The sequence below is a fragment of the Azospirillum sp. 11R-A genome, from assembly GCF_049472615.1.
In the GTDB taxonomy this organism is placed as follows: domain Bacteria; phylum Pseudomonadota; class Alphaproteobacteria; order Azospirillales; family Azospirillaceae; genus Azospirillum; species Azospirillum palustre.
The window spans coordinates 128,480-145,869 of the sequence record NZ_JBCEBL010000018.1; the positions used below are offsets into that span (position 1 = coordinate 128,480).

The window sequence follows — 17,390 nt, forward strand, 5'->3', positions numbered from 1 at the left end:
GAGGCTTCACGTCTGGGAGACGTGAGGTTTATGATCTGCCCCTGTCGGCTAACGTCGGAAGTCCCCCGAAATTTTCGAACAAGTCATTGAAATTCAATGAATGAAATGTCGGTAGATGTCGGTTGATGTCGTGTGAAAGCGGGAGTAGGTTGAGACCCCGGTGAGACCCCAAGGAAAGGGCTGGGCGTATATGGCGACGAAATTGACGGATCGCCTCCTTCAGTCGGTTCAGCCGCCGGAAGCAGGTCGCCTGTTGCTGACCGACGCGAACACGCCTGGGCTGGAGTTTCGCGTTACGGCCACCGGCCTGAAGTCCTGGCGTGTCCGGTATCGCGTGACCGGCGGGGGCAAGCAGAAGCACGCTGCCATCGGCCCATATCCGACCATCGGGCTTGCGGATGCCCGGGAACGCGCGCGGGACATCTATGCAGCAGCGAAGAAGGGCATCGACCTTCCTGAACAGGAGAAACGTGCCGCCGAGGACGATGAGCGCAGCGCCAGGCGACCGGCGACTGTGGCAAAGCTGCTGAGCCGCTACGTCGAGGAATACTGCAAGACGAACCAGCGCCGGTGGCAGACGGTCGAGCGAATGTTCAATGCCCATGTCGAGCCGGCCATCGGGGCGAAGGCGCTGGACGAGGTGCGGCGCGCCGACATCGTGGAACTGCTGGACGACCTTCAGAACAAGAAGGGGCTGAACGCCCAGGTGAACCGAATCCGCTCCCAGCTCATCGCCGCCTTCAACTGGGCAGTGGAGCGGGAGTTCCTGGACGTCAACCCGGCTGCGACGGTGAAACGCCGGAAGAACATCGAGGCGCCGCGGGAGCGGGTGCTTGAGGATAGGGAGCTTGCCGCGATATGGAAGGCCGCCGCGAGCCTGAGCTACCCAAGCAACCAGCTCGTGCGCCTGCTGATCCTCACCGGCCAGCGCCGTGACGAGGTGCGGTGCCTTCCGTGGTCGGAGATCGGCGACGACCTATGGACGCTTCCGGCCGAGCGGAACAAGGGCAAGCGGCAGCATGAGGTCCCGTTGACCACGGCGGCTCTGGAGGTGTTGGGTGGGGTGACCCGACTCGGGCCGTTCGTCTTCTCCTGCGACGCGGAGGGGAAGAAGCCCTATGCCGGCATGAAGCGGCTGAAGGAGATCCTGGATCGGGAAAGCAAGGTGACGGGATGGGCGATCCACGACATCCGTCGCACGGTCGCAACTGGGCTTGGTCGCCTTGGTGTCTCCCAGGAGGTCATTGAGCACATCCTGAATCATTCCCGGCCAGCGCTTCATAAGACCTACAACGTGCACGCCTACCGCGAGGAGAAGCGCACAGCGCTGGAGGCTTGGGCGCGGCATGTCGAGGGTGTGGTGACCGGCAAGCGCGCCAACGTGGTAGAGTTGGCGGAACGCCGGCAGGCGACTTGATCACTGCCCCGTGACGACGGGGCGCACGACATCGGCGCGGCTACCCCGACGGGGGGAACAGGTGACACCGCATCACCTCGCCGCGCCGACCTTTCCTGCGGCCAGCGCCTGCGGAGGCGTCTCTTGCACATCCCTTTCCAGTTCCAAGATACGCCGTCTTTTGCCGAGATCGCCGCGGAATGGGCCCGCTTGCCAGGAGCTCCGTCGGAGCCTGACATCCTCACGCGATTGGTGTCAGCCATATGGCGTGGGGAATTTGAGGGCAGCGGAGACCAGCCAAGCTCGATGATCTTTCTCTTTCGGAAGCCGGAGGACCGGAAGGAGGAGAACAGCGCCACGGTGGAATACCTTGACGACGATGGAGTCGTGACGAAAACCGTATGGCAGCGGGTTGAAGGCGTTCTGGACGACATCATCCTGGAGAATGCGGCGACTGCTGAGCGCGAAGCGATTTCGCTTTCCCGGCAGGATCTCTTGAACGCCCTGAAGTGGACAGGGCATTCGGTCAGCTACCGGGAGAATGCGGATGCATTCACTGCCCTGGCGGCGCAACCCTTGGCCTTCTACAAACCTTTGTCCAGGAGCCATCACATCGATGTATTGCGCCTTCGACGCGCCGACCTCGCCGCGTGGTTTGATGGCAGCGGCCTGCCGTGGCCACGCCCGGCATGGCTGCCGCTACCAATAGCGCTCCCGGCAGTGGCATTGCCCGATCCGACGCCCACCAGGGCAGCTTTCCCAGACAGGAAGGTCAATCTCCTAAGGGACGTCGCCAAGCGCTGGGCGAAGATGTCAGGAGAGCAAGAAAGCCTCTTTCTCAAGGACGCCATCACTGGGATTCGCTCCGGCGAACTTGCGGTGATGGCACGATCCGGCAGCGGTGACCGGCGCATCAGGGGAATGCTGCTGCCGATGCCTCTTGAGACCATAGAGTTCATGACGTTCGGATGGTTAGATGAAGACGAGAGAACCAAGGAATTCGCCTGCGGCCTTCTGGTGACCAGGGAGGCACTGGCGGCTTGGTATCGGCCGGGAGTGCCAGAGACGCCCGGTCCGGCGCTGAACGAGCTATGGCCCGCGCCGGACGCGCCGAAGGAGGGGCCAAAGGAGACCGCCCCCGAGAACGCGCCAGTTGCCGCACCAGATGCGGCGCTGGAGGAAGCCCCGTCCGCCGAGATGACCGCCCAGGAAGGGCCTGCGCCGGGCGCGACGCTGGAGGAGGTGCCAGCCGCCGAAGGAGAGCCCGCGCCGGATGCTGGATCGGCAGCACTGCAGTGCGACGGCGACGAGCAATTTACGCCGCCGAAGCTACGAGGTCCCGGCAGGCCGCCGGGCGGCGCCCACGACAACGCCGTGCTGGACGAGTTCCGACGGTGGCCGGCAGGGCAGGAAATGAACATCAGCGAAATCGCGGGCCGGACGAGAGCAACCCGCCCTCGAGTGAGATTGCTGCTCGAGCGCTGGACCGCCTCGCAGGCCGAGCGAGACGCAGAATAAAAATCCATTTATCGTCCATTTATTGAGGAATTTTATGTCCAGTCACTCCTGAGTAATTCTGTCTCTGTCGACTGGCGTCGGTCGTTGAAGCGACCGCGCCGGCAAGCAGAGGAGAGAAGACCTTGCAGGAGACGACCATCCCCATCGCTGTCGATATTCCCGAGGCGTGCAAAATGAGCAGCCTGGGGCGCGACACGATCTATAAGCTCATCAAGGAGCGGAAGATTGTCGGCAAGAAGTCGGGCCGCCGCACGTTGGTGGTGGTCGACTCGCTGCGCGACTACATCGCTGGCCTACCCGGCGTGTACAAGGAAGCCGCATGATGAAAAACCGCCCCGCGTTGGCAGTACGCGGAGCGGTTGGAACCGGAAACATGGGCGGGTTGACAGCCCATCTTAATCCGGAACCATCCTTATCCGCAACATTCCCGACCTCGCGACTGATCCGGTATTACGGCCTTTCTGCTTCTGCGGCACGCACGCTGGCAGAACTGGCCGGCTGGGTGGCGCCGCTGTGAGCGCCCCCGTCGTCCGCCTCCCCGTCCGCCGCCGGTTGCACATCGCCCGGCCGCTGACGACTCACCAGAGCATCGCCGGCGTGGTCACTGACCTGGAGCGTCTGCCCCAGCATCCCGACCCCGCAGACATCCGCGCCATCGCTGATCGGCTGCACACGCTGGCCGACCGGCTGGAGGGCGGACGCCATGGCTGACGCACCCCGCACGCCCCCGCATAACGAGGAGGCCGAGCAGGCGCTACTCGGCGCGCTGCTGGTCAAGAACGCCGCCCATGCCAAGGTCGCGGACTTCCTGCGGCCGGAGCACTTCCACGACCCGGCGCACCAGCGGATCTTCGCGGCCATCGTCGAGACCATCGGCGCCGGCCGGGTGGCATCGCCCGTCACCCTGCGGTCCCTGTTCGACGCCGACCCGGACCTGACCAAGGAAGGCGGAGGCGCCTACCTCGCCGAGCTGGCCGGCAACATCGTGACCGTGGTCAACGCCGCCGATTATGGCCGGACCATTCACGACCTGTTCATGCGCCGCCAGCTGATCGAGGTAACGGCCGAGGCGATGGAGGAGGCATATCGCCCCAGCCTGACCAGACCCGAGGAGATGATCGCCAACTTGGACGCGTCGACGGCGGCCCTTCTCGTGCACGCGCACGCGGGAGCGGCTGAACTCGTCACCGCGGCCGACGCTGCCGAAGGGGCGATGCAAGCGGCACAGCGTGCCCAGCATGCGCCCGACGGCGTGAGCGGCCTTGCCACCGGGCTTGTTGACCTGGACCGCCGGTTGGGCGGCCTACAGGGTGGGGATCTGGTCATCATCGCCGGCCGGCCCTCAATGGGGAAAACCGTCCTCGGCATGACCATCGCCACCAACGCGGCCGACAGAGGCGAGCCCGGGCTGTTCAACTCGCTGGAGATGGGAACGGTCAGCCTCGGGCAGCGCCTCCTTGCGTCCCGCAGCGGAATCAGCGTGCAGGACCAGCGAGGCCCCCTATCGCCCGAGCAGTTCCGCGCGCTGGTAGACGCCCAGCAGCATTTCGCCAACATGCCCTTGCGGATCGACCCGCAGGCCGGGCTGACCGCCGCGCAGATCGCAGCCCGCGCCCGCCTGCACCAGCGCAAGCATGGTCTGAAACTGCTGCTGATCGACTATCTCGGATTGGTGGCGCCGGCCGACCCGCGGGCGAACAAGGTCCATCAGGTCGAGGCAATCACGACCGCGCTCAAGCTGCTGGCGAAGGAACTCGACACCCCCGTCATCTTGTTGGCGCAGCTCAGCCGGCAGGTCGAGCAGCGCGAGGACAAGCGCCCCCAACTGGCCGACCTTCGCGACTCTGGCGCCATCGAGCAGGACGCCGATGTCGTCATGCTACTATTCCGCGAACAATATTATCTGGAGCGCGCCGAGCCGACGCGCCGGGCGAATGAGGGGCAGGACGCCTACAACGCCCGATATGGCGAATGGGTGCAGCGTCTCGAAGAGTGCCAGGGCATCGGCGAAATCATCATCGCCAAGAACCGCCAGGGCGGCACCGGCACCGTTGCCGTTCGCTTCGACGGCCAGCGCCAGACCTTCGAGAACCTGCATCGAGGGGGCCGGCCATGAGCGCCGCCCCGTCCCTTCTCGACAAGTGGCTGTTCATGGACGCTGTCGTGCGCGTTCCGGGGCTGTCCGACCTGGACCGGCGGATAGCCTTCCGGTTGCTCGACTACTTCGACGACAGCAGGGGCGGGGCATGGCCGGCGCTGGATACGCTCGCCACCGAACTGACCGTGACCAAGCGGGCATGCATCGATTCCGTGAAGCGGCTGGAGGCTGCCGGATGGTTCGCCTGCACACACTCCCGCGGCAGGGGGCGCAGCAACCTCTATCGGCCGATCTGGGAAAAGGTGAACCACACTTCACCAATTGAGGCCGAAAAGGTGAAGCCAGCTTCACCAATCGCCGCCGTAAAAGGTGAAGTTTCACGTCAAGAAAAGGTGAAGCCCACTTCACCCGACTCCTCCTATAGAACCCGCCTAGGATCTACAGATTCTCCCACCCTGTTTCCCGACGACGGGAAGGTGATCGCTCTCCCGAAGACGAAGGCGCCGGCCAAGCCCGCCAAGCCCGCTTTCCCAGAGGAAGCCTTCGCGGAGTTCTGGACCGTCTATCCGAGAAAGACCGACCAGGATGCAACCCGCGGCGCCTACCGCGAAGCCCTGAAGAAGGGGGCCACGCCCGCCGGCCTGATCGCCAGCGCCAGCGCCTACGCCGCCGCGGTGGCCAGCGAGGACACCCCGGCCCGGTACATCAAGAAGCCGGCCAACTTCCTGCGCCATGGTGCGTGGAAGGATACCCCCGAAGACCAAAGCCCCCACACCGCCGGCAACAGCAACCCGCGCCGTCAGTCCATCCAGGACGCGGCCAGCAGGGTCTTTGCCGACACTCCCGAAGCCCGAGCTTTCAGAGAGGCCCTGTGATGTCCAACGCCATCGCCATCCGCCCCGTCTCTGCGGTCGCCGAGTTCGGCCGCACCCCCACCGCCGAGCAGCACGCTGACACGCTGCTGGAGTTCGTCAGCCGGCCGGCCGACTCCTTCCGCGGCTTGCTGGACGCCGCCACGCTGGCCCTTGTCGTCGACGAAGTGCAAGCCGTGTTGGCGACGCCGCCGGCAGGGGAGCGGGAGGCCCGCGCCGAGATAATGACCATGATCGGCAGCTTCCCCCGCCAGCCGGACAATCCCGAGATCTACTGCGGCGCCATGGCGAAGGAAGCCTCCCGCTGGCCGGCCGACGTGATCCGGGAGGCCCGCCGGACAATCGTCCGCACCCTCAAATTCCTGCCGAGCGTCGCCGAGCTGGCCGGGGCATGCGAGAGCATCCAGGGCCGCCGCCGGCTGCTGCTGATCGCCGCGGAGCGGATGGAGCGGGAGCGCCAGCGCCGGGAGACGGAGGAGCGGCGCCGCGCCACGGCGGAAGCCCAGCGCCAGGCGCAGCGCATCGCCCACCATACCGCGTTGCGGAACCAGTTCGGTGAGCTGGCCATCGATGCTGGGGACTTCGACGACGCGGTCGCTGCTTATCGTCATGCGCCGGTCAGCCATCCCGGCATAGTCTCTCTGGCCGATTGGCTCCGTGCCCACGATAGCGCCCAGGCATGGGCCGTAGCCCTTGGCCGTCGCGCCGCCGTCATCGGCTACGCCCTGCGGCTCCAGCGGGCGGGCGTCGTCGGGCTGGACTTCGCCACCGCCATCGCCGCCATGGCCGCCAAGGGAGAAGCGGAGGAGGCGCGGCGCATGCTCGACCGGGCCGAAGCCGGAGACCCGCCGGGGATCGGGCACCCCACCGCCGACGCGGTCGCCCTGCGCCGGCAGATCGGTGCCGCCCTGGACCGCAGCGCATGCGAGGCCGAGGCCGAAGCCTTCCAGTCGCAGAGGGCGGCATGACCGACGCCAGCGCCACCGGCGCCACCACCCCGACCCCGGTTCCGTTCGCCGACCTCGATGAAGAGATCGCCACCATCATTCGGCGCGCGGACAGGTGCCGCGTGATCCTGGACAAGAAGCTGGAGGATCCAGCGGTCCGCCGTCGGCCCTCCTCCTTGTTCGCGGCTCACTGCCTCGCGGAGGCCGAGTCCGGAGACCTGCGTTACGCCCTCGAACTGGCGGACCAGACGGTGCGCACCACCGCCGCCCTGCTGGACGAAGCCATGAGCGTCCTGCGCCGCCAAGCACTGGCCGCCAGCTTCTACGCCCGGCACGCCCACGATCTGGAGGAGGCGCTTGCGGAAGCCACCGGCACCGACCCTCACCGGGGAGCGCAGCAATGACGGACACGCAGCACCAGCAGCCGGCCGAGCAGTCCAGCGCCGGCCGCAGCCAGCGCGACGCGCACGCGCTGCTGATCATCACCTATCTGTCCGGCCAGCCGACACGCGAAGCCTTCTTCGCCGCGTGGCAGCGGCTGCTCGACATCTACGTCGCCACGGGCATGGAAGCCGGCTGGTCCCGCGAAGTCGCTGAAGAATTCGCAGAGGCCGAGATCGACCACGTGGCAGACACGCTGTCCGCCCTCGGATCCCGATTCATTCCCACCGCGGGGCGCTGCTGATCATGGCTGCAAACCGCAAGAATCCCGCTGCTGACCCGCTGCAAAAACAGCCGGGCACGGTGCGTGGTCGTCCCTTCGAAAAGGGCAAGTCGGGGAACCCGGCCGGCAAGCGGCCCGGCACCAAGGCCCGCGCCACCCTGGCCGCGGAGCAGCTTCTGGACGGTGAGGCCGAGGCCATCACCCGCAAGGCCATCGACCTCGCACTTGAGGGCGACACCACCGCCCTGCGGCTGGTCCTGGACCGCATCGTCGCCCCGCGGAAGGACCGACCGGTTCGTTTCGCCCTCCCGCCGATGACGACGGCCGACGATGCCGCCAGCGCCATGTCCGCCATCGCCACAGCCGTCGCCGCCGGCGACCTCACCCCCATGGAAGCGGCCTCCCTCGCCAACGTCGTCGAGACCTTCCGCCGCACCCTCGAAACAACGGACCTGGCGCGCCGGGTTGCTGAACTGGAGTCCCGTTCATGACCAACGCACTTCACCACCGCATTGCCAAGCTGGAGCGCGCGATCAAGGCGCCTGCCGGCGGGACCGCTCCCAATCTGTCCGGCCTGACCGCGGAGGAGATGTTCCAGCTGGATGCCATCGCCGAGCGATGCCAGCAGCGGCAGCCGCTGACCGACGAAGAACTGGCCTTCGTCGACGCGATGGAGGCGAAGGTGGTCTGGACCGACGGCCCCGTTCTGTCCGCTGACCAGCAGCGCGCCGCCATGCGCGCCTTCTACCGCGCCGACCGGTGAGGGACACCATGACACCCCTTCGCCATCGTATCGAGCGCCTGGAGCGGCGGCTCCCCAGCAGCGCCAGCGCCACCGGGGAACCGGCCCGCGCCCTGGTCCGCCACATTTCGACCGACGACCGGGCCGCGCTGCGCTCCATCCTCCAGCGCTTTGCCCCCGGCCGCACCACCCTGACCACCACCGAACGGGCGGAGATCGACGCCATCGAGCACCGGACCCGCGAACGAATGGAGAGCGCCCATGCGTGAGATGCAGCGCCGCGTCGCCAAGCTGGAGGCCGCCTGTCAGCCGGCGACGGGCCAGACCGGGCCGGCCGTCCTGATCTACCGGCCAGGCGAAACCACAGAGGCCGCTGCCGCACGCCTGGGGATCGACCTTTCCCGCACCACCGCCATCGTCAGCATCCCCGACAACGGCCGATAAGGAGAGCCACCCCATGACGCATAGCAAGCTTCCAATCACTTCTGAAACGACCGAACAGACCTCGACCACCCAAAGCAGCGAAACAGAGGCATTCAGCCTGATGACCCAGGACGGGTTCGTCCTCACGGGCGGCGATGGAGAGCCGATTCTCCTGCTGGTTCCCAAGACCTCGACCGAGGAGTAAAGCCATGGGCAACGTTCGAATTTCCCAGCTCCCTCCGGTTACGCAGGTCAGCCCGTTCGCCTATGTCCCGCTGGATCAGAACGGCGTCACGTCGCGCGCCACGGTGCAGCAGATCGGCGCCGCAGCTCAGGGGCTGACGCAGTCCTTCGTCACCGCGGACAGCGAGAGCGAGACGCTTCCCAACAGCCGCAGCGCCGGCGCGACAAACGGCATCACGCGGACCGACAGCGGCCCCGGCGGCACGCTGACCTTCTCGCTGGCCGGGCAGGCGCTTGCCTTCCAGCTGCTGTCCACCACGGGCCTGACCGCGCTGACCGGCGGCGGCAGCGTCACCACGCGCTCGCTGGTCGGGCCCGGCAAGGGCTTCACGATCAGCAACGCCGACGGCGTGGCGGGGAACCCAACGTTCGCCCTGACCGGCGGTCTGCTGGCGCTGGAGGATCTGACCGGCCCCGGCGTGGTCTGTTCGACTGGACCCGATACCTACAGCCCGCGCACGCTGACCGGAACGGCCAACCAGATCGACATCACGAATGGCCAGGGCGCCGGCGGGGACCCGACCTTCGCCATCGCCGACGATCCTCGCCTTCCAGGCACGGCCGGCTTCCTTCCGCCCGGCGGCACCACGGCGCAGCGCCCGCTCTCGCCGCCCGCAGGATTCACCCGGCGCAACACCACGCTGAACGTGCTGGAGACCTGGGACGGCGCGCAATGGGTCAGCCAAGCCACCGGCGGCGTCACCAGCGTCGGCACCGGCACCGGCCTGACCGGCGGCCCGATCACGTCCACCGGGACGATCAGCATCGCCAACACCGGCGTCATGCCCGGAACCTACGGCGATGCGGCGACGGTACCGATCCCGACGCTCAACGCCCAGGGGCAGGTCACCGGCATGACGACGGCGACGATCACCCCGTCCAGCATCGGTGGCGTCCCGAGCAGCAGGACCATCGCGACCGGCACCGGCCTGACCGGCGGCGGCAACCTGACGGCCGACCGCACGATCTCTCTGGCCAACACCGCCGTGACGCCGGGTAGCTACGGCAGCGCATCGCAGGCCGGCACCTTCACCGTTGACCAGCAGGGGCGCCTGACCGCCGCCAGCAACACGACCATCACCCCGGCGGCCATCGGCGCGCAGCCGGCCGATGCCACGCTGACCGCGCTTGCCGGCCTTGACGCCACCGCTGGCTTGGTCGAACAGACCGGCGTGGACGCCTTCGCCAAGCGGACCATTGGTGTCGGCTCCTCGACAAGCATCCCGACCCGCGGTGATGCAGATGCGCGCTATCTGCAACTCACCGGCGGCACGCTGACCGGCCCCCTGACGCTGGCCGGTGATCCGGCAGGCCCGCTTCAGGCGGCGACGCAGCAGTATGTCGACAATGTCGCCCAGGGCCTCGACGTCAAGGCGTCCGTCCTGGCCGCCACCACGGCCAACATCACCCTGTCCGGCGCACAGACTGTCGACGGGTTATCCGTCACGGCCGGTGCCCGCGTGCTGGTGAAGAACCAGACCACCCAGGCGCAGAACGGCATCTATGTGGCGGCTTCCGGATCATGGAGCCGATCCACCGATATGGACGCCTGGAGCGAGGTGCCGGGCGCCTTCGTCTTCGTCGAGCAAGGCACCGTCAACGGCGATACCGGCTGGGTCTGCACCGCCAACCAGGGCGGCACGCTGGGCACCACCGCCATCACCTGGACGCAGTTCGCCGGGGTGGGGACCTACACCGGTTCCGGCCTGATCACCGTTACCGGCACGACCATCGGCACCAGCATGTCGACGGCCCGGCTGATCGGTCGCACCACGGCCGGGACCGGAGCCACGGAGGAGATTTCCGTCGGGACCGGCCTCACCCTGGCCGGCGGCTTGCTCGCCGCCAGCATCAGCGCGAGCGCGGCGCAGCCTCTGGGGGCCACCGCATCGGCCGGATCGACCGGGACCGCCGCCGATGCCGGCCACGTCCACCAACGGCAGCTGGAGTCGATCATCGCAGCGGCGGGTGACGAAACCACGGCCATCACGGTCGGGACCGGCAAAGTCACGTTCCGCATGCCCTACGCTTTCACCCTGACCGCGGTGCGGGCGTCCCTGGTGACGGCGCAGACCTCCGGCTCGCTGCTGACCATCGACGTCAAGGAGAGCGGTACGACGATCTTCTCGACCAAGCCGACCTTCAACAACGGCAGCAAGACGACGGTTGGGGCGACGACGCCCGCCGTCATCTCCGATACCGCCCTGGCCGACGATGCCGAGATGACCATCGACGTGTCGCAGATCGGCGACGGCACCGCCAAGGGCCTGAAGGTCACTCTCATCGGGAGGCAGTCGGCATGATGATCGTTCAGCCGGCGCGGTTCGGTGTGGCCTGCGCCATCGACCCCTACGCCGCCAACCGCACTTTCTTCCTGCGCGGCCAGGGGGCGAATGGGGCGACGCCGTCCACGGATGATCTGGGGAATGCCCTGACGTGGGTTGGGGGCACGCAGATCAGCACAGCCCAAAGCGCCTGGGCCTCATATGGGTCATCTGTTCGTGTTGCAAGCCCGAACGCCCCCGGATATGTGTCCGGCCCGCGCGGAACGGGTTTTGCCCTGCCGGGCGATTTCACGATGACTGCCCGCGTTCGACTGGACAGCGTGAGCTACTGCACCATCATGGCGCATGAAGCCTACAATGGCTCAGAGAATGGGAACTGGGTATTTCGCCTCTTGCCGGATGGTATGGAATTCCGCTCATTCGATGCCGGCGGCACAAACCCGGAACAGGTTGCCGTCACCGGCCTCTCGATCCCCACGGCAGGGGCCTTCGTTGAGGTACAGGCGGCGCGCGTCAGCGGCACCCTCTACATGTTCTGGAATGGCTCCCTCGTTGTGTCGGGCGCCTTGGCGAACTCGCTTGGCCGGACAGCAAATAATGCAGTAAGGGTCGGAATAGGAACGACGGGCGCCTTAGTCACTCCGGCCTACTACGACGATGTGACAATCCTTAAGGGCGTCGGAGCGCACACGGCTTCCTATACACCCCCCAGCCTCCCACCCTGCTGACCGTGGAGGCCCGGCCCATCGTCAACGCGCTCAACCGGCGGGCCATTCCCAACCTTCTGATGTCCAGTTCACCCCTCGTCGTCTGCCCGATACGACCGCCGAAGGAGCCTTGAGCATGACGCAATTCAAGCCGTTCCAGTACGACCCCACCTGGGGCAACCGCTCCGTGAACCTTCTGGCTCCCCCGCGCTTCGCACGCGGCGGCTTGGTTCAGGGTGAGCTTGCCCCTGCTGCATCCGGTAATGCCGATAGCGATGCCAGCGGAGAAGCCACTACCAGCATGTCGGCGGAGGATTACCTGAACACCGGCCTCACGATCCTGCGGCACCAGAGAGCGGCGGAGGCCCGGCCCAGCGTCCCTGATCCCATGTCGCTGCTGCCGCCGGATGCAGTCCTGCTTTCCGGCCCCGACGATCCGCTGGCCAGCCTGCCGCCGGATGCTGTGATCCTATCGGCGGAGGAGTTCCTGGGTGATGCCGGCAAGCCAGCGCCGAAAGGCGCGGCGAGCCCGTCCTTCGCCTCCGTGCGTCGCGGCTTCTCCCGCTTCAAGCAGGGCGCTGCCGGGGTAGCGGCCGATGTCGGGGTGCTGACGCCCGAGAGCGCCGCCAAGACCATCTCCGAAGAACAGCGCTACCAGCAGCAGATCGCCCCGCCGCAGGAGACGCAGGACGCCATGCGCCGCATGAGCGAGGCCGGATCGGTCGCCGACTTCCTGTCCGCGCTCTACGAACAGCCTGGCGCGTTGTTGACGATCATGGGCGAGAGCCTGGGACAGGGCGGCCCCGGCATGGCGGCCGGCGCGCTGGGTGCGTTCGGTGGACCTGTGGGGTTCGGTGCCGCGCAGGGCGTGGCGTCCGGCGCCACGGAATACGCCTCGTCGGTCCTTCAATCGCTGGCCGACTCCGGTGTCGATCTCGCGGATCCGAAGAGCGTCGAGACCGGGTTGGGCGACCCTGAGCGGATGGCCATGGCCCGCGAGTTCGCCCTGAAGCGTGGCGTCCCGGTCGGGCTGTTCGACGGCCTGTCCGCCGGTTTGGCTGGCAAGATCACGCGGCTCGCCGGAGGCCCGCAGTCGGTGCGTGGTGCCATCGGGCGCGGGTTGGGTGAGATGGGCATGCAGGCTGGCTCTGGCGCCGCCGGTGAGGCCGGCGCCCAGTTGGCGAGCGAGGGACGCATCAGCAAGCCCGGCGATATCGCGCTGGAGGCCGTTGCCGAGATCCCTGGCGGCATGGTCGAGACCGGCATCGGCTCGCGCGCGCATGTGCGCGTGCGCGAGGAGGCGCCTCCGGTCCGGATCGAGGAAGCCGCGCAGTCCATGCCGGAGTCCGAGCCGGTGTCGTTTGCGCCCACCCGCATGGTTGACAACGACTTCATCGGCGGCACCCCGCCGGAGCTGCGCAGGGCTCAGGCAGAGGTGGAGCGTTGGGACGAGGTGATGGACAGCCTGTACATGTTGCTGAACCCGGTTGCGGACGGTGGCCGGGCCTCCGGCGCGAAAGCCACCCGCGCGACCACGGCGGCGGAACGTGCCGAGTTCGAGCGCCGGTGGTCCGCGGCGCGCGACAACTACATGGCGGCCCGCGACCGGGTCGACAAATTGACGGCAGCTGACGAGGCGGCATCGGCTCGCCTCATGCCAGCCAGCGCCCCGCGGTCGAGTGGTGCCGGCACAGAACTGCGATCCGGCGACCGCGTCCGGGTCATTAACAAAAAGACCGGTGAGGTCTACGAAGCAACGATGACCGGCCGGCGCGGGCCACGGACCCTGGTTACGCGCGACGATGGCCGGAGGTTACAGCCGCTGACACGCGCACACCGGATCGAGAAGGCCGCAACCTGACTTGGTCGGGCGGCGCCAAATTATTCCCCGGGGAGTAATTTGGCCCACGCCGTCACCAGTTCCAAGGGCGCCACCAAGGCGCGCCGGGCCCAGCGCGCCACCTCCTTGCGGAGGCTCCCTTTTCCCTGGGATCGGGGCCGTAGTGACCTCAAGGCGTTCTGCACGGCGAAACGCCACGGACTCAGACGGTGGGGCTGCCACCTCGCCCGCCCCCTTCAGCGCAAGGGCTGAGGTCGGTGAGGATTATAGCCGAGCGGTGGAACAGACGCTCGCTCTTCGGGGTCGCTGAAATGCTCGTCATTGGCAGATCGTTTGGTTGCGATAGTGGTTGCAAACCAGCGGTTGCCGTATCGCCGGAGATGGCGCAACTGGAACAGCCGCTGGCGGCTGCATCATCTGCTGCCCCATCGCTCCAATCTGCGCCCAGCGTTCCGCCTCTGCAGATGATTGCACCGCCTGTGCGGCCTTCCGCTGCTCGATGCTGGACCGACACCGCAGGTAACCGTCGGTCCCAGGAGCGAACCCGGTTCGCACGCACTGGACATGCTCGACCGTACAGTCGCCGAGCCCCCGTGCTGCGCGCTCCTTCAGCACCACGGCGGTTTCGTCGACGTGCGGGTTACAGAGATCCTTGTCTCGGAACTGTGCCAATTGAGCTGGAGCGGTCGCCGCGCTGATTTCCTTCGAGCGAGCGAGCCCACACCCGGACAGGAAGGCCGGAGCAGCCAGTGCCAGCATGATAATCATCATGGCGTTCTTGCGCATCGGAACCTCTCAGCTTCATGACGTGTATATCATACCGCTCTGAGCAACCGATGCGATGCAAGCGGTGTAAGGAACCCACACGAAGACAGGCAACTGGAGTATTTTATGAGCGACCAACAGCCCGCCCCAGCAAACTCCACGGCCCTCGTTCCGGCCAATCCTGGTCCCGTCGCCGAAGGGAATGATCCACAACTTTCGGCACCTTCCGCCGCGCTGACCGCTCTGGTGCCAGCTGGCGCCGAGGCCGGCCTGTTGCGTGATGTTGCCCATGTGATGGCTAAGGCCTGTTTGTCGACAATCCCCCTGGCGGCGCTTGCCTTCGACATCGGCGACAAGCTTGTAGCGTTTGCGTCGAAAAAGCAGATGACCGACTTCCTACGCTTACTTGCTGGACAAGTGGAACATCTCAAGGCGTCTGTCTCCGACTTGGAAGACCGTCTTACGCACTCCTCCCTGTACCGCAGCACGGCGGAGCACACGATGGTTCTCATCGCCGCCGGTGAGGAAGATGACGCATTTCTTGAAGCGTTGCGCAATGCAGCGCTGAATCTGGGTATGGAGGACTCGAAGGCCCTGGTAGCTCAGGAGGTAGCTCGGGCGGTCCGTACGCTGACGCCGCTACAACTGCGTGTGCTGTTGATCTATGATCGGTACTGGAGCGGCAAGCTGACCTCAGAGGAGGAGGCAGCCATTGCGGCCGCTCCGGACATTGAGGTCGCGGCGGACGGGTTCCGGTTGGGTGCATTGACAACGCACTACATCGCTTACCCCTACATCGATCGCACTGTGCGCCAGCTACGCACCAGCGAATTGCTAGAGCCAGGAAGCGATGGAGGCGTCCTGGGTGATGGCGCCGATCGTCATCCACACTTGGATCCTGCCCGATTGACTCCTCTTGGCCAAGCCGTGCTGCGTGCGGTAGCCCCTCCGCCCACTGGAACCCCGTAGGATAGGGCGGGCGTTATTTGCCCGCTCCCCTTTCCATTAGGGCCTGCCGAACTTGGCGTTGAGGGTGGCGGTTTCCCGCCGCAACCGCACCTGCGTCTCGCGGCGTCGCTGGGCATCTGCATCACCATATTCGTGATGCAGGCCGGCAGCACCGGGCACCTTTCCTGCTTGGACAGGGGGAGCGCAGCCATCGACTGCACGCAGCCGGCAGAAGGTATGGTGATTTCCACCATACCTTTGCTGAGGACGGGCGCCGGCCGAAGGTATCAGGGTTTCCTTGATGCCTTGGCTGGGGACGGGGCGTCAACTGGAGGCGCCTGTATTTCGCAGGCTCCTTGGAGGCCGCCGCCGGAGCGCCGCGAAAGCCTGAAGATCAGTCTCGGGTTTTCCGAGGATGGCGAATCGCGGGGGAGGGGTTTGAGCGCCCAAGGTATGGCCGAAATGGCCGCACCTTCGCGCCCTGCCCAAGGGGTTGCTGAAATCGTAATCCCTTCGGCGGAAGGAAGCCCTCAACCTGAGAATTGCCCAGGATGGGGCAAAAGCAGACGCCGCGCAGCCGCTATCCAACAGAGCCTGTCACAGAGGTTGCAACAGGCGCTCCGGCTGAGGCCCGGCGCGGCCCCCACCTTTGCCGCGGCCTACATTACCAAGTCGCTGCGAGGGCTGCGCTCTGCTGAGCCGGCTCAAGCTCCATCCCAGTGCGCGTGCTCGTTGTGGTAAGCGGGGCCGCCGACCGACCCTCACGGTAGCCGTTCGTGACGTAATGGGTTGCCGCCGCCAGTTCGCTGGACCCAAGCGCCCGCTGCACATCCGGATTACGCGCCAGATAGGCCGCAGCATTGAAGGTGGTCGACCGCCCTTCCAGGCGCCCGGCAGTCGCGTAATGGAGAGCGGCCGCGGTGGTGTTGCTGCCAAACGTCGCGATCAGGTCCGGGTTTGCAGCGATGTAGCTCATCACATTGAAGGACGTGCTCCGCCCCTCCAGACGCCCTGCCGTAATGTAGTGCTGAGTGGCAGCCGCCGTGTTCGCCCCGAAGGCGGCGGCAAGATCAGGATTTGCGGCCAAGTAGCCGTCAACATTGAAAGTCGTCGATCTGCGTTCGCGCCCACCAACGGTCAGATAATGGCTCAGCGCTGCCCCTGGATTGGCTCCCAACACAGAAGCAACATCCGGGTTCGCTGCCAAATAGGACAGAGGGTCGAAAGCTGGAGCGACAGAAACAGAGAGGGTCTGATCCGTAAACCTGATGTACTCAACATTGACGAGTTGATCATAGCCGGCAGAATCCCCGACATAGATGCTGCCGCCATAGCTGACGACCGTGCTCGACGAGCGAGATGAGCCGCGGGCCACCATGTCCGTATCGCCGGTGCCGCCGTCGATGAAATTTACTCCAGCACCGCCATCAAGGAGATCGTTCCCTCCTCCTCCATAGATGGTGTCATTCCCCGCATAGCCTCGCAACGTGTCGCCATAGTCGGACCCATAGAGCGTATCCGAACCGGCCAGGATGGTGGAGCGAGCGGTCGCGGTCTGGCCGTTATTGACCCAACCAACAAACACGGTTGCAGGGACGCTTATCCCGTCAAGTGTGTAGATCAATGAACTGTTGGCGAATTCGCGGACGGCATTCAGCGTGCCTCCGTCGATGTTCCGGCCGCTGGCATCGTAGCTGAAGCTGCCATAGAACTCAGCTGTTCCCGATCCGTAGCTTACGGAAATAAAACTGCTATTGGCCGCGGTTATTGATCCATAAAGCAAGGTCGACAGGTTGATATTGTCCGTGCTTAACGCCGACGATCCGCTGGAAACTAAGCGAGCCATGAACTTTCCCCTGATCTTCTTGGACGCGCTGATCTATTAATTGTCACTCGCCATCCTTGTGGACTCTGTGACGCGCGGTAAACAGCGTGGGCACGC

Annotated in this window: 21 protein-coding genes; 19 read left to right on the plus strand and 2 right to left on the minus strand. The window is 66.0% G+C overall.

The genetic code is table 11. The features are described from left to right. The first annotated feature begins 190 nt into the window (after positions 1-190). The 18 genes from VH569_RS22685 (at position 191) to VH569_RS22770 (ending at position 13,756) form a co-directional block, all read left to right on the plus strand. Entirely contained in the window at positions 191-1,417 is a 1,227-nt protein-coding gene (locus tag VH569_RS22685) for a tyrosine-type recombinase/integrase (RefSeq protein ID WP_423318112.1), read from the plus strand. Between the two features lie 285 nt (positions 1,418-1,702). Beyond that, positions 1,703-2,914 (plus strand): hypothetical protein, encoded by a 1,212-nt coding sequence (locus VH569_RS22690; RefSeq protein ID WP_423318114.1) that lies wholly within the window; start codon positions 1,703-1,705, stop codon positions 2,912-2,914. 122 nt (positions 2,915-3,036) lie between these two features. Continuing rightward, positions 3,037-3,237 (plus strand): helix-turn-helix domain-containing protein, encoded by a 201-nt coding sequence (locus VH569_RS22695; protein ID WP_423318116.1) that lies wholly within the window; start codon positions 3,037-3,039, stop codon positions 3,235-3,237. After that, positions 3,234-3,431, plus strand: coding sequence for a hypothetical protein (locus VH569_RS22700; protein WP_423318118.1), 198 nt, complete (start codon positions 3,234-3,236; stop codon positions 3,429-3,431). Before VH569_RS22695 ends, VH569_RS22700 begins: the two co-directional genes overlap by 4 nt. Continuing rightward, complete coding sequence (locus VH569_RS22705) at positions 3,428-3,625, plus strand: hypothetical protein (RefSeq protein WP_423318119.1); 198 nt, start codon at positions 3,428-3,430, stop codon at positions 3,623-3,625. The genes VH569_RS22700 and VH569_RS22705 overlap by 4 nt, the downstream gene beginning before the upstream one ends. After that, entirely contained in the window at positions 3,618-5,030 is a 1,413-nt protein-coding gene (gene dnaB, locus VH569_RS22710; RefSeq protein ID WP_423318120.1) for a replicative DNA helicase, read from the plus strand. The genes VH569_RS22705 and dnaB overlap by 8 nt, the downstream gene beginning before the upstream one ends. Beyond that, complete coding sequence (locus VH569_RS22715) at positions 5,027-5,887, plus strand: hypothetical protein (RefSeq protein WP_423318122.1); 861 nt, start codon at positions 5,027-5,029, stop codon at positions 5,885-5,887. The genes dnaB and VH569_RS22715 overlap by 4 nt, the downstream gene beginning before the upstream one ends. Then, positions 5,887-6,852, plus strand: coding sequence for a hypothetical protein (locus tag VH569_RS22720; RefSeq protein ID WP_423318124.1), 966 nt, complete (start codon positions 5,887-5,889; stop codon positions 6,850-6,852). Before VH569_RS22715 ends, VH569_RS22720 begins: the two co-directional genes overlap by 1 nt. Beyond that, a complete protein-coding gene (locus VH569_RS22725; protein ID WP_423318126.1) occupies positions 6,849-7,235 on the plus strand; it encodes a hypothetical protein in 387 nt (128 codons plus the stop codon). The genes VH569_RS22720 and VH569_RS22725 overlap by 4 nt, the downstream gene beginning before the upstream one ends. Further along, on the plus strand, positions 7,232-7,516 hold the full coding sequence (locus VH569_RS22730) for a hypothetical protein (protein ID WP_423318128.1): 285 nt from the start codon (positions 7,232-7,234) through the stop codon (positions 7,514-7,516). The genes VH569_RS22725 and VH569_RS22730 overlap by 4 nt, the downstream gene beginning before the upstream one ends. A 2-nt stretch (positions 7,517-7,518) precedes the next feature. Next, positions 7,519-7,986 (plus strand): DUF5681 domain-containing protein, encoded by a 468-nt coding sequence (locus tag VH569_RS22735; protein WP_423318130.1) that lies wholly within the window; start codon positions 7,519-7,521, stop codon positions 7,984-7,986. Continuing rightward, positions 7,983-8,258, plus strand: coding sequence for a hypothetical protein (locus tag VH569_RS22740; RefSeq protein ID WP_423318132.1), 276 nt, complete (start codon positions 7,983-7,985; stop codon positions 8,256-8,258). Before VH569_RS22735 ends, VH569_RS22740 begins: the two co-directional genes overlap by 4 nt. 8 nt (positions 8,259-8,266) lie before the next feature. Next, positions 8,267-8,506 (plus strand): hypothetical protein, encoded by a 240-nt coding sequence (locus tag VH569_RS22745; protein WP_423318134.1) that lies wholly within the window; start codon positions 8,267-8,269, stop codon positions 8,504-8,506. Continuing rightward, positions 8,499-8,681: a hypothetical protein gene (locus tag VH569_RS22750; RefSeq protein WP_423318136.1), complete on the plus strand. Its 183-nt coding sequence runs from the start codon at positions 8,499-8,501 to the stop codon at positions 8,679-8,681. Before VH569_RS22745 ends, VH569_RS22750 begins: the two co-directional genes overlap by 8 nt. A 13-nt stretch (positions 8,682-8,694) precedes the next feature. Then, positions 8,695-8,865, plus strand: a complete 171-nt coding sequence (locus tag VH569_RS22755; RefSeq protein ID WP_423318138.1) for a hypothetical protein — start codon at positions 8,695-8,697, stop codon at positions 8,863-8,865. A gap of 4 nt (positions 8,866-8,869) precedes the next feature. Further along, the gene (locus tag VH569_RS22760) at positions 8,870-11,206 is read left to right on the plus strand and encodes a hypothetical protein (protein WP_423318139.1); all 2,337 of its coding nucleotides are present in this window, start codon (positions 8,870-8,872) and stop codon (positions 11,204-11,206) included. Continuing rightward, the gene (locus tag VH569_RS22765; RefSeq protein WP_423318141.1) at positions 11,203-11,916 is read left to right on the plus strand and encodes a LamG-like jellyroll fold domain-containing protein; all 714 of its coding nucleotides are present in this window, start codon (positions 11,203-11,205) and stop codon (positions 11,914-11,916) included. Before VH569_RS22760 ends, VH569_RS22765 begins: the two co-directional genes overlap by 4 nt. Before the next feature lie 115 nt (positions 11,917-12,031). After that, complete coding sequence (locus tag VH569_RS22770; RefSeq protein ID WP_423318143.1) at positions 12,032-13,756, plus strand: hypothetical protein; 1,725 nt, start codon at positions 12,032-12,034, stop codon at positions 13,754-13,756. A 297-nt stretch (positions 13,757-14,053) separates the two neighbouring features. On the opposite strand, the gene VH569_RS22775 is transcribed toward VH569_RS22770, so the two are convergent. Continuing rightward, the gene (locus VH569_RS22775; RefSeq protein WP_423318145.1) at positions 14,054-14,521 is read right to left on the minus strand and encodes a hypothetical protein; all 468 of its coding nucleotides are present in this window, start codon (positions 14,519-14,521) and stop codon (positions 14,054-14,056) included. A gap of 105 nt (positions 14,522-14,626) precedes the next feature. Here VH569_RS22775 and VH569_RS22780 point away from each other — a divergent pair, with 105 nt between their 5' ends. Then, complete coding sequence (locus VH569_RS22780) at positions 14,627-15,469, plus strand: hypothetical protein (RefSeq protein ID WP_423318147.1); 843 nt, start codon at positions 14,627-14,629, stop codon at positions 15,467-15,469. A 643-nt stretch (positions 15,470-16,112) separates the two neighbouring features. On the opposite strand, the gene VH569_RS22785 is transcribed toward VH569_RS22780, so the two are convergent. Continuing rightward, on the minus strand, positions 16,113-17,294 hold the full coding sequence (locus tag VH569_RS22785; protein ID WP_423318148.1) for a hypothetical protein: 1,182 nt from the start codon (positions 17,292-17,294) through the stop codon (positions 16,113-16,115). Positions 17,295-17,390: the final 96 nt, after the last annotated feature.

Coding starts and splice junctions, on each gene's coding strand:
- VH569_RS22685 (WP_423318112.1), top strand. CDS start 191: ATGGCGACGAAATTGACGGATCGCCTCCTTCAGTCGGTTCAGCCGCCG.
- VH569_RS22690 (WP_423318114.1), top strand. CDS start 1,703: ATGATCTTTCTCTTTCGGAAGCCGGAGGACCGGAAGGAGGAGAACAGC.
- VH569_RS22700 (WP_423318118.1), top strand. CDS start 3,234: ATGATGAAAAACCGCCCCGCGTTGGCAGTACGCGGAGCGGTTGGAACC.
- dnaB (WP_423318120.1), top strand. CDS start 3,618: ATGGCTGACGCACCCCGCACGCCCCCGCATAACGAGGAGGCCGAGCAG.
- VH569_RS22715 (WP_423318122.1), top strand. CDS start 5,027: ATGAGCGCCGCCCCGTCCCTTCTCGACAAGTGGCTGTTCATGGACGCT.
- VH569_RS22720 (WP_423318124.1), top strand. CDS start 5,887: ATGTCCAACGCCATCGCCATCCGCCCCGTCTCTGCGGTCGCCGAGTTC.
- VH569_RS22725 (WP_423318126.1), top strand. CDS start 6,849: ATGACCGACGCCAGCGCCACCGGCGCCACCACCCCGACCCCGGTTCCG.
- VH569_RS22730 (WP_423318128.1), top strand. CDS start 7,232: ATGACGGACACGCAGCACCAGCAGCCGGCCGAGCAGTCCAGCGCCGGC.
- VH569_RS22735 (WP_423318130.1), top strand. CDS start 7,519: ATGGCTGCAAACCGCAAGAATCCCGCTGCTGACCCGCTGCAAAAACAG.
- VH569_RS22740 (WP_423318132.1), top strand. CDS start 7,983: ATGACCAACGCACTTCACCACCGCATTGCCAAGCTGGAGCGCGCGATC.
- VH569_RS22745 (WP_423318134.1), top strand. CDS start 8,267: ATGACACCCCTTCGCCATCGTATCGAGCGCCTGGAGCGGCGGCTCCCC.
- VH569_RS22750 (WP_423318136.1), top strand. CDS start 8,499: ATGCGTGAGATGCAGCGCCGCGTCGCCAAGCTGGAGGCCGCCTGTCAG.
- VH569_RS22755 (WP_423318138.1), top strand. CDS start 8,695: ATGACGCATAGCAAGCTTCCAATCACTTCTGAAACGACCGAACAGACC.
- VH569_RS22760 (WP_423318139.1), top strand. CDS start 8,870: ATGGGCAACGTTCGAATTTCCCAGCTCCCTCCGGTTACGCAGGTCAGC.
- VH569_RS22765 (WP_423318141.1), top strand. CDS start 11,203: ATGATGATCGTTCAGCCGGCGCGGTTCGGTGTGGCCTGCGCCATCGAC.
- VH569_RS22770 (WP_423318143.1), top strand. CDS start 12,032: ATGACGCAATTCAAGCCGTTCCAGTACGACCCCACCTGGGGCAACCGC.
- VH569_RS22775 (WP_423318145.1), bottom strand. CDS start 14,521: ATGCGCAAGAACGCCATGATGATTATCATGCTGGCACTGGCTGCTCCG.
- VH569_RS22780 (WP_423318147.1), top strand. CDS start 14,627: ATGAGCGACCAACAGCCCGCCCCAGCAAACTCCACGGCCCTCGTTCCG.
- VH569_RS22785 (WP_423318148.1), bottom strand. CDS start 17,294: ATGGCTCGCTTAGTTTCCAGCGGATCGTCGGCGTTAAGCACGGACAAT.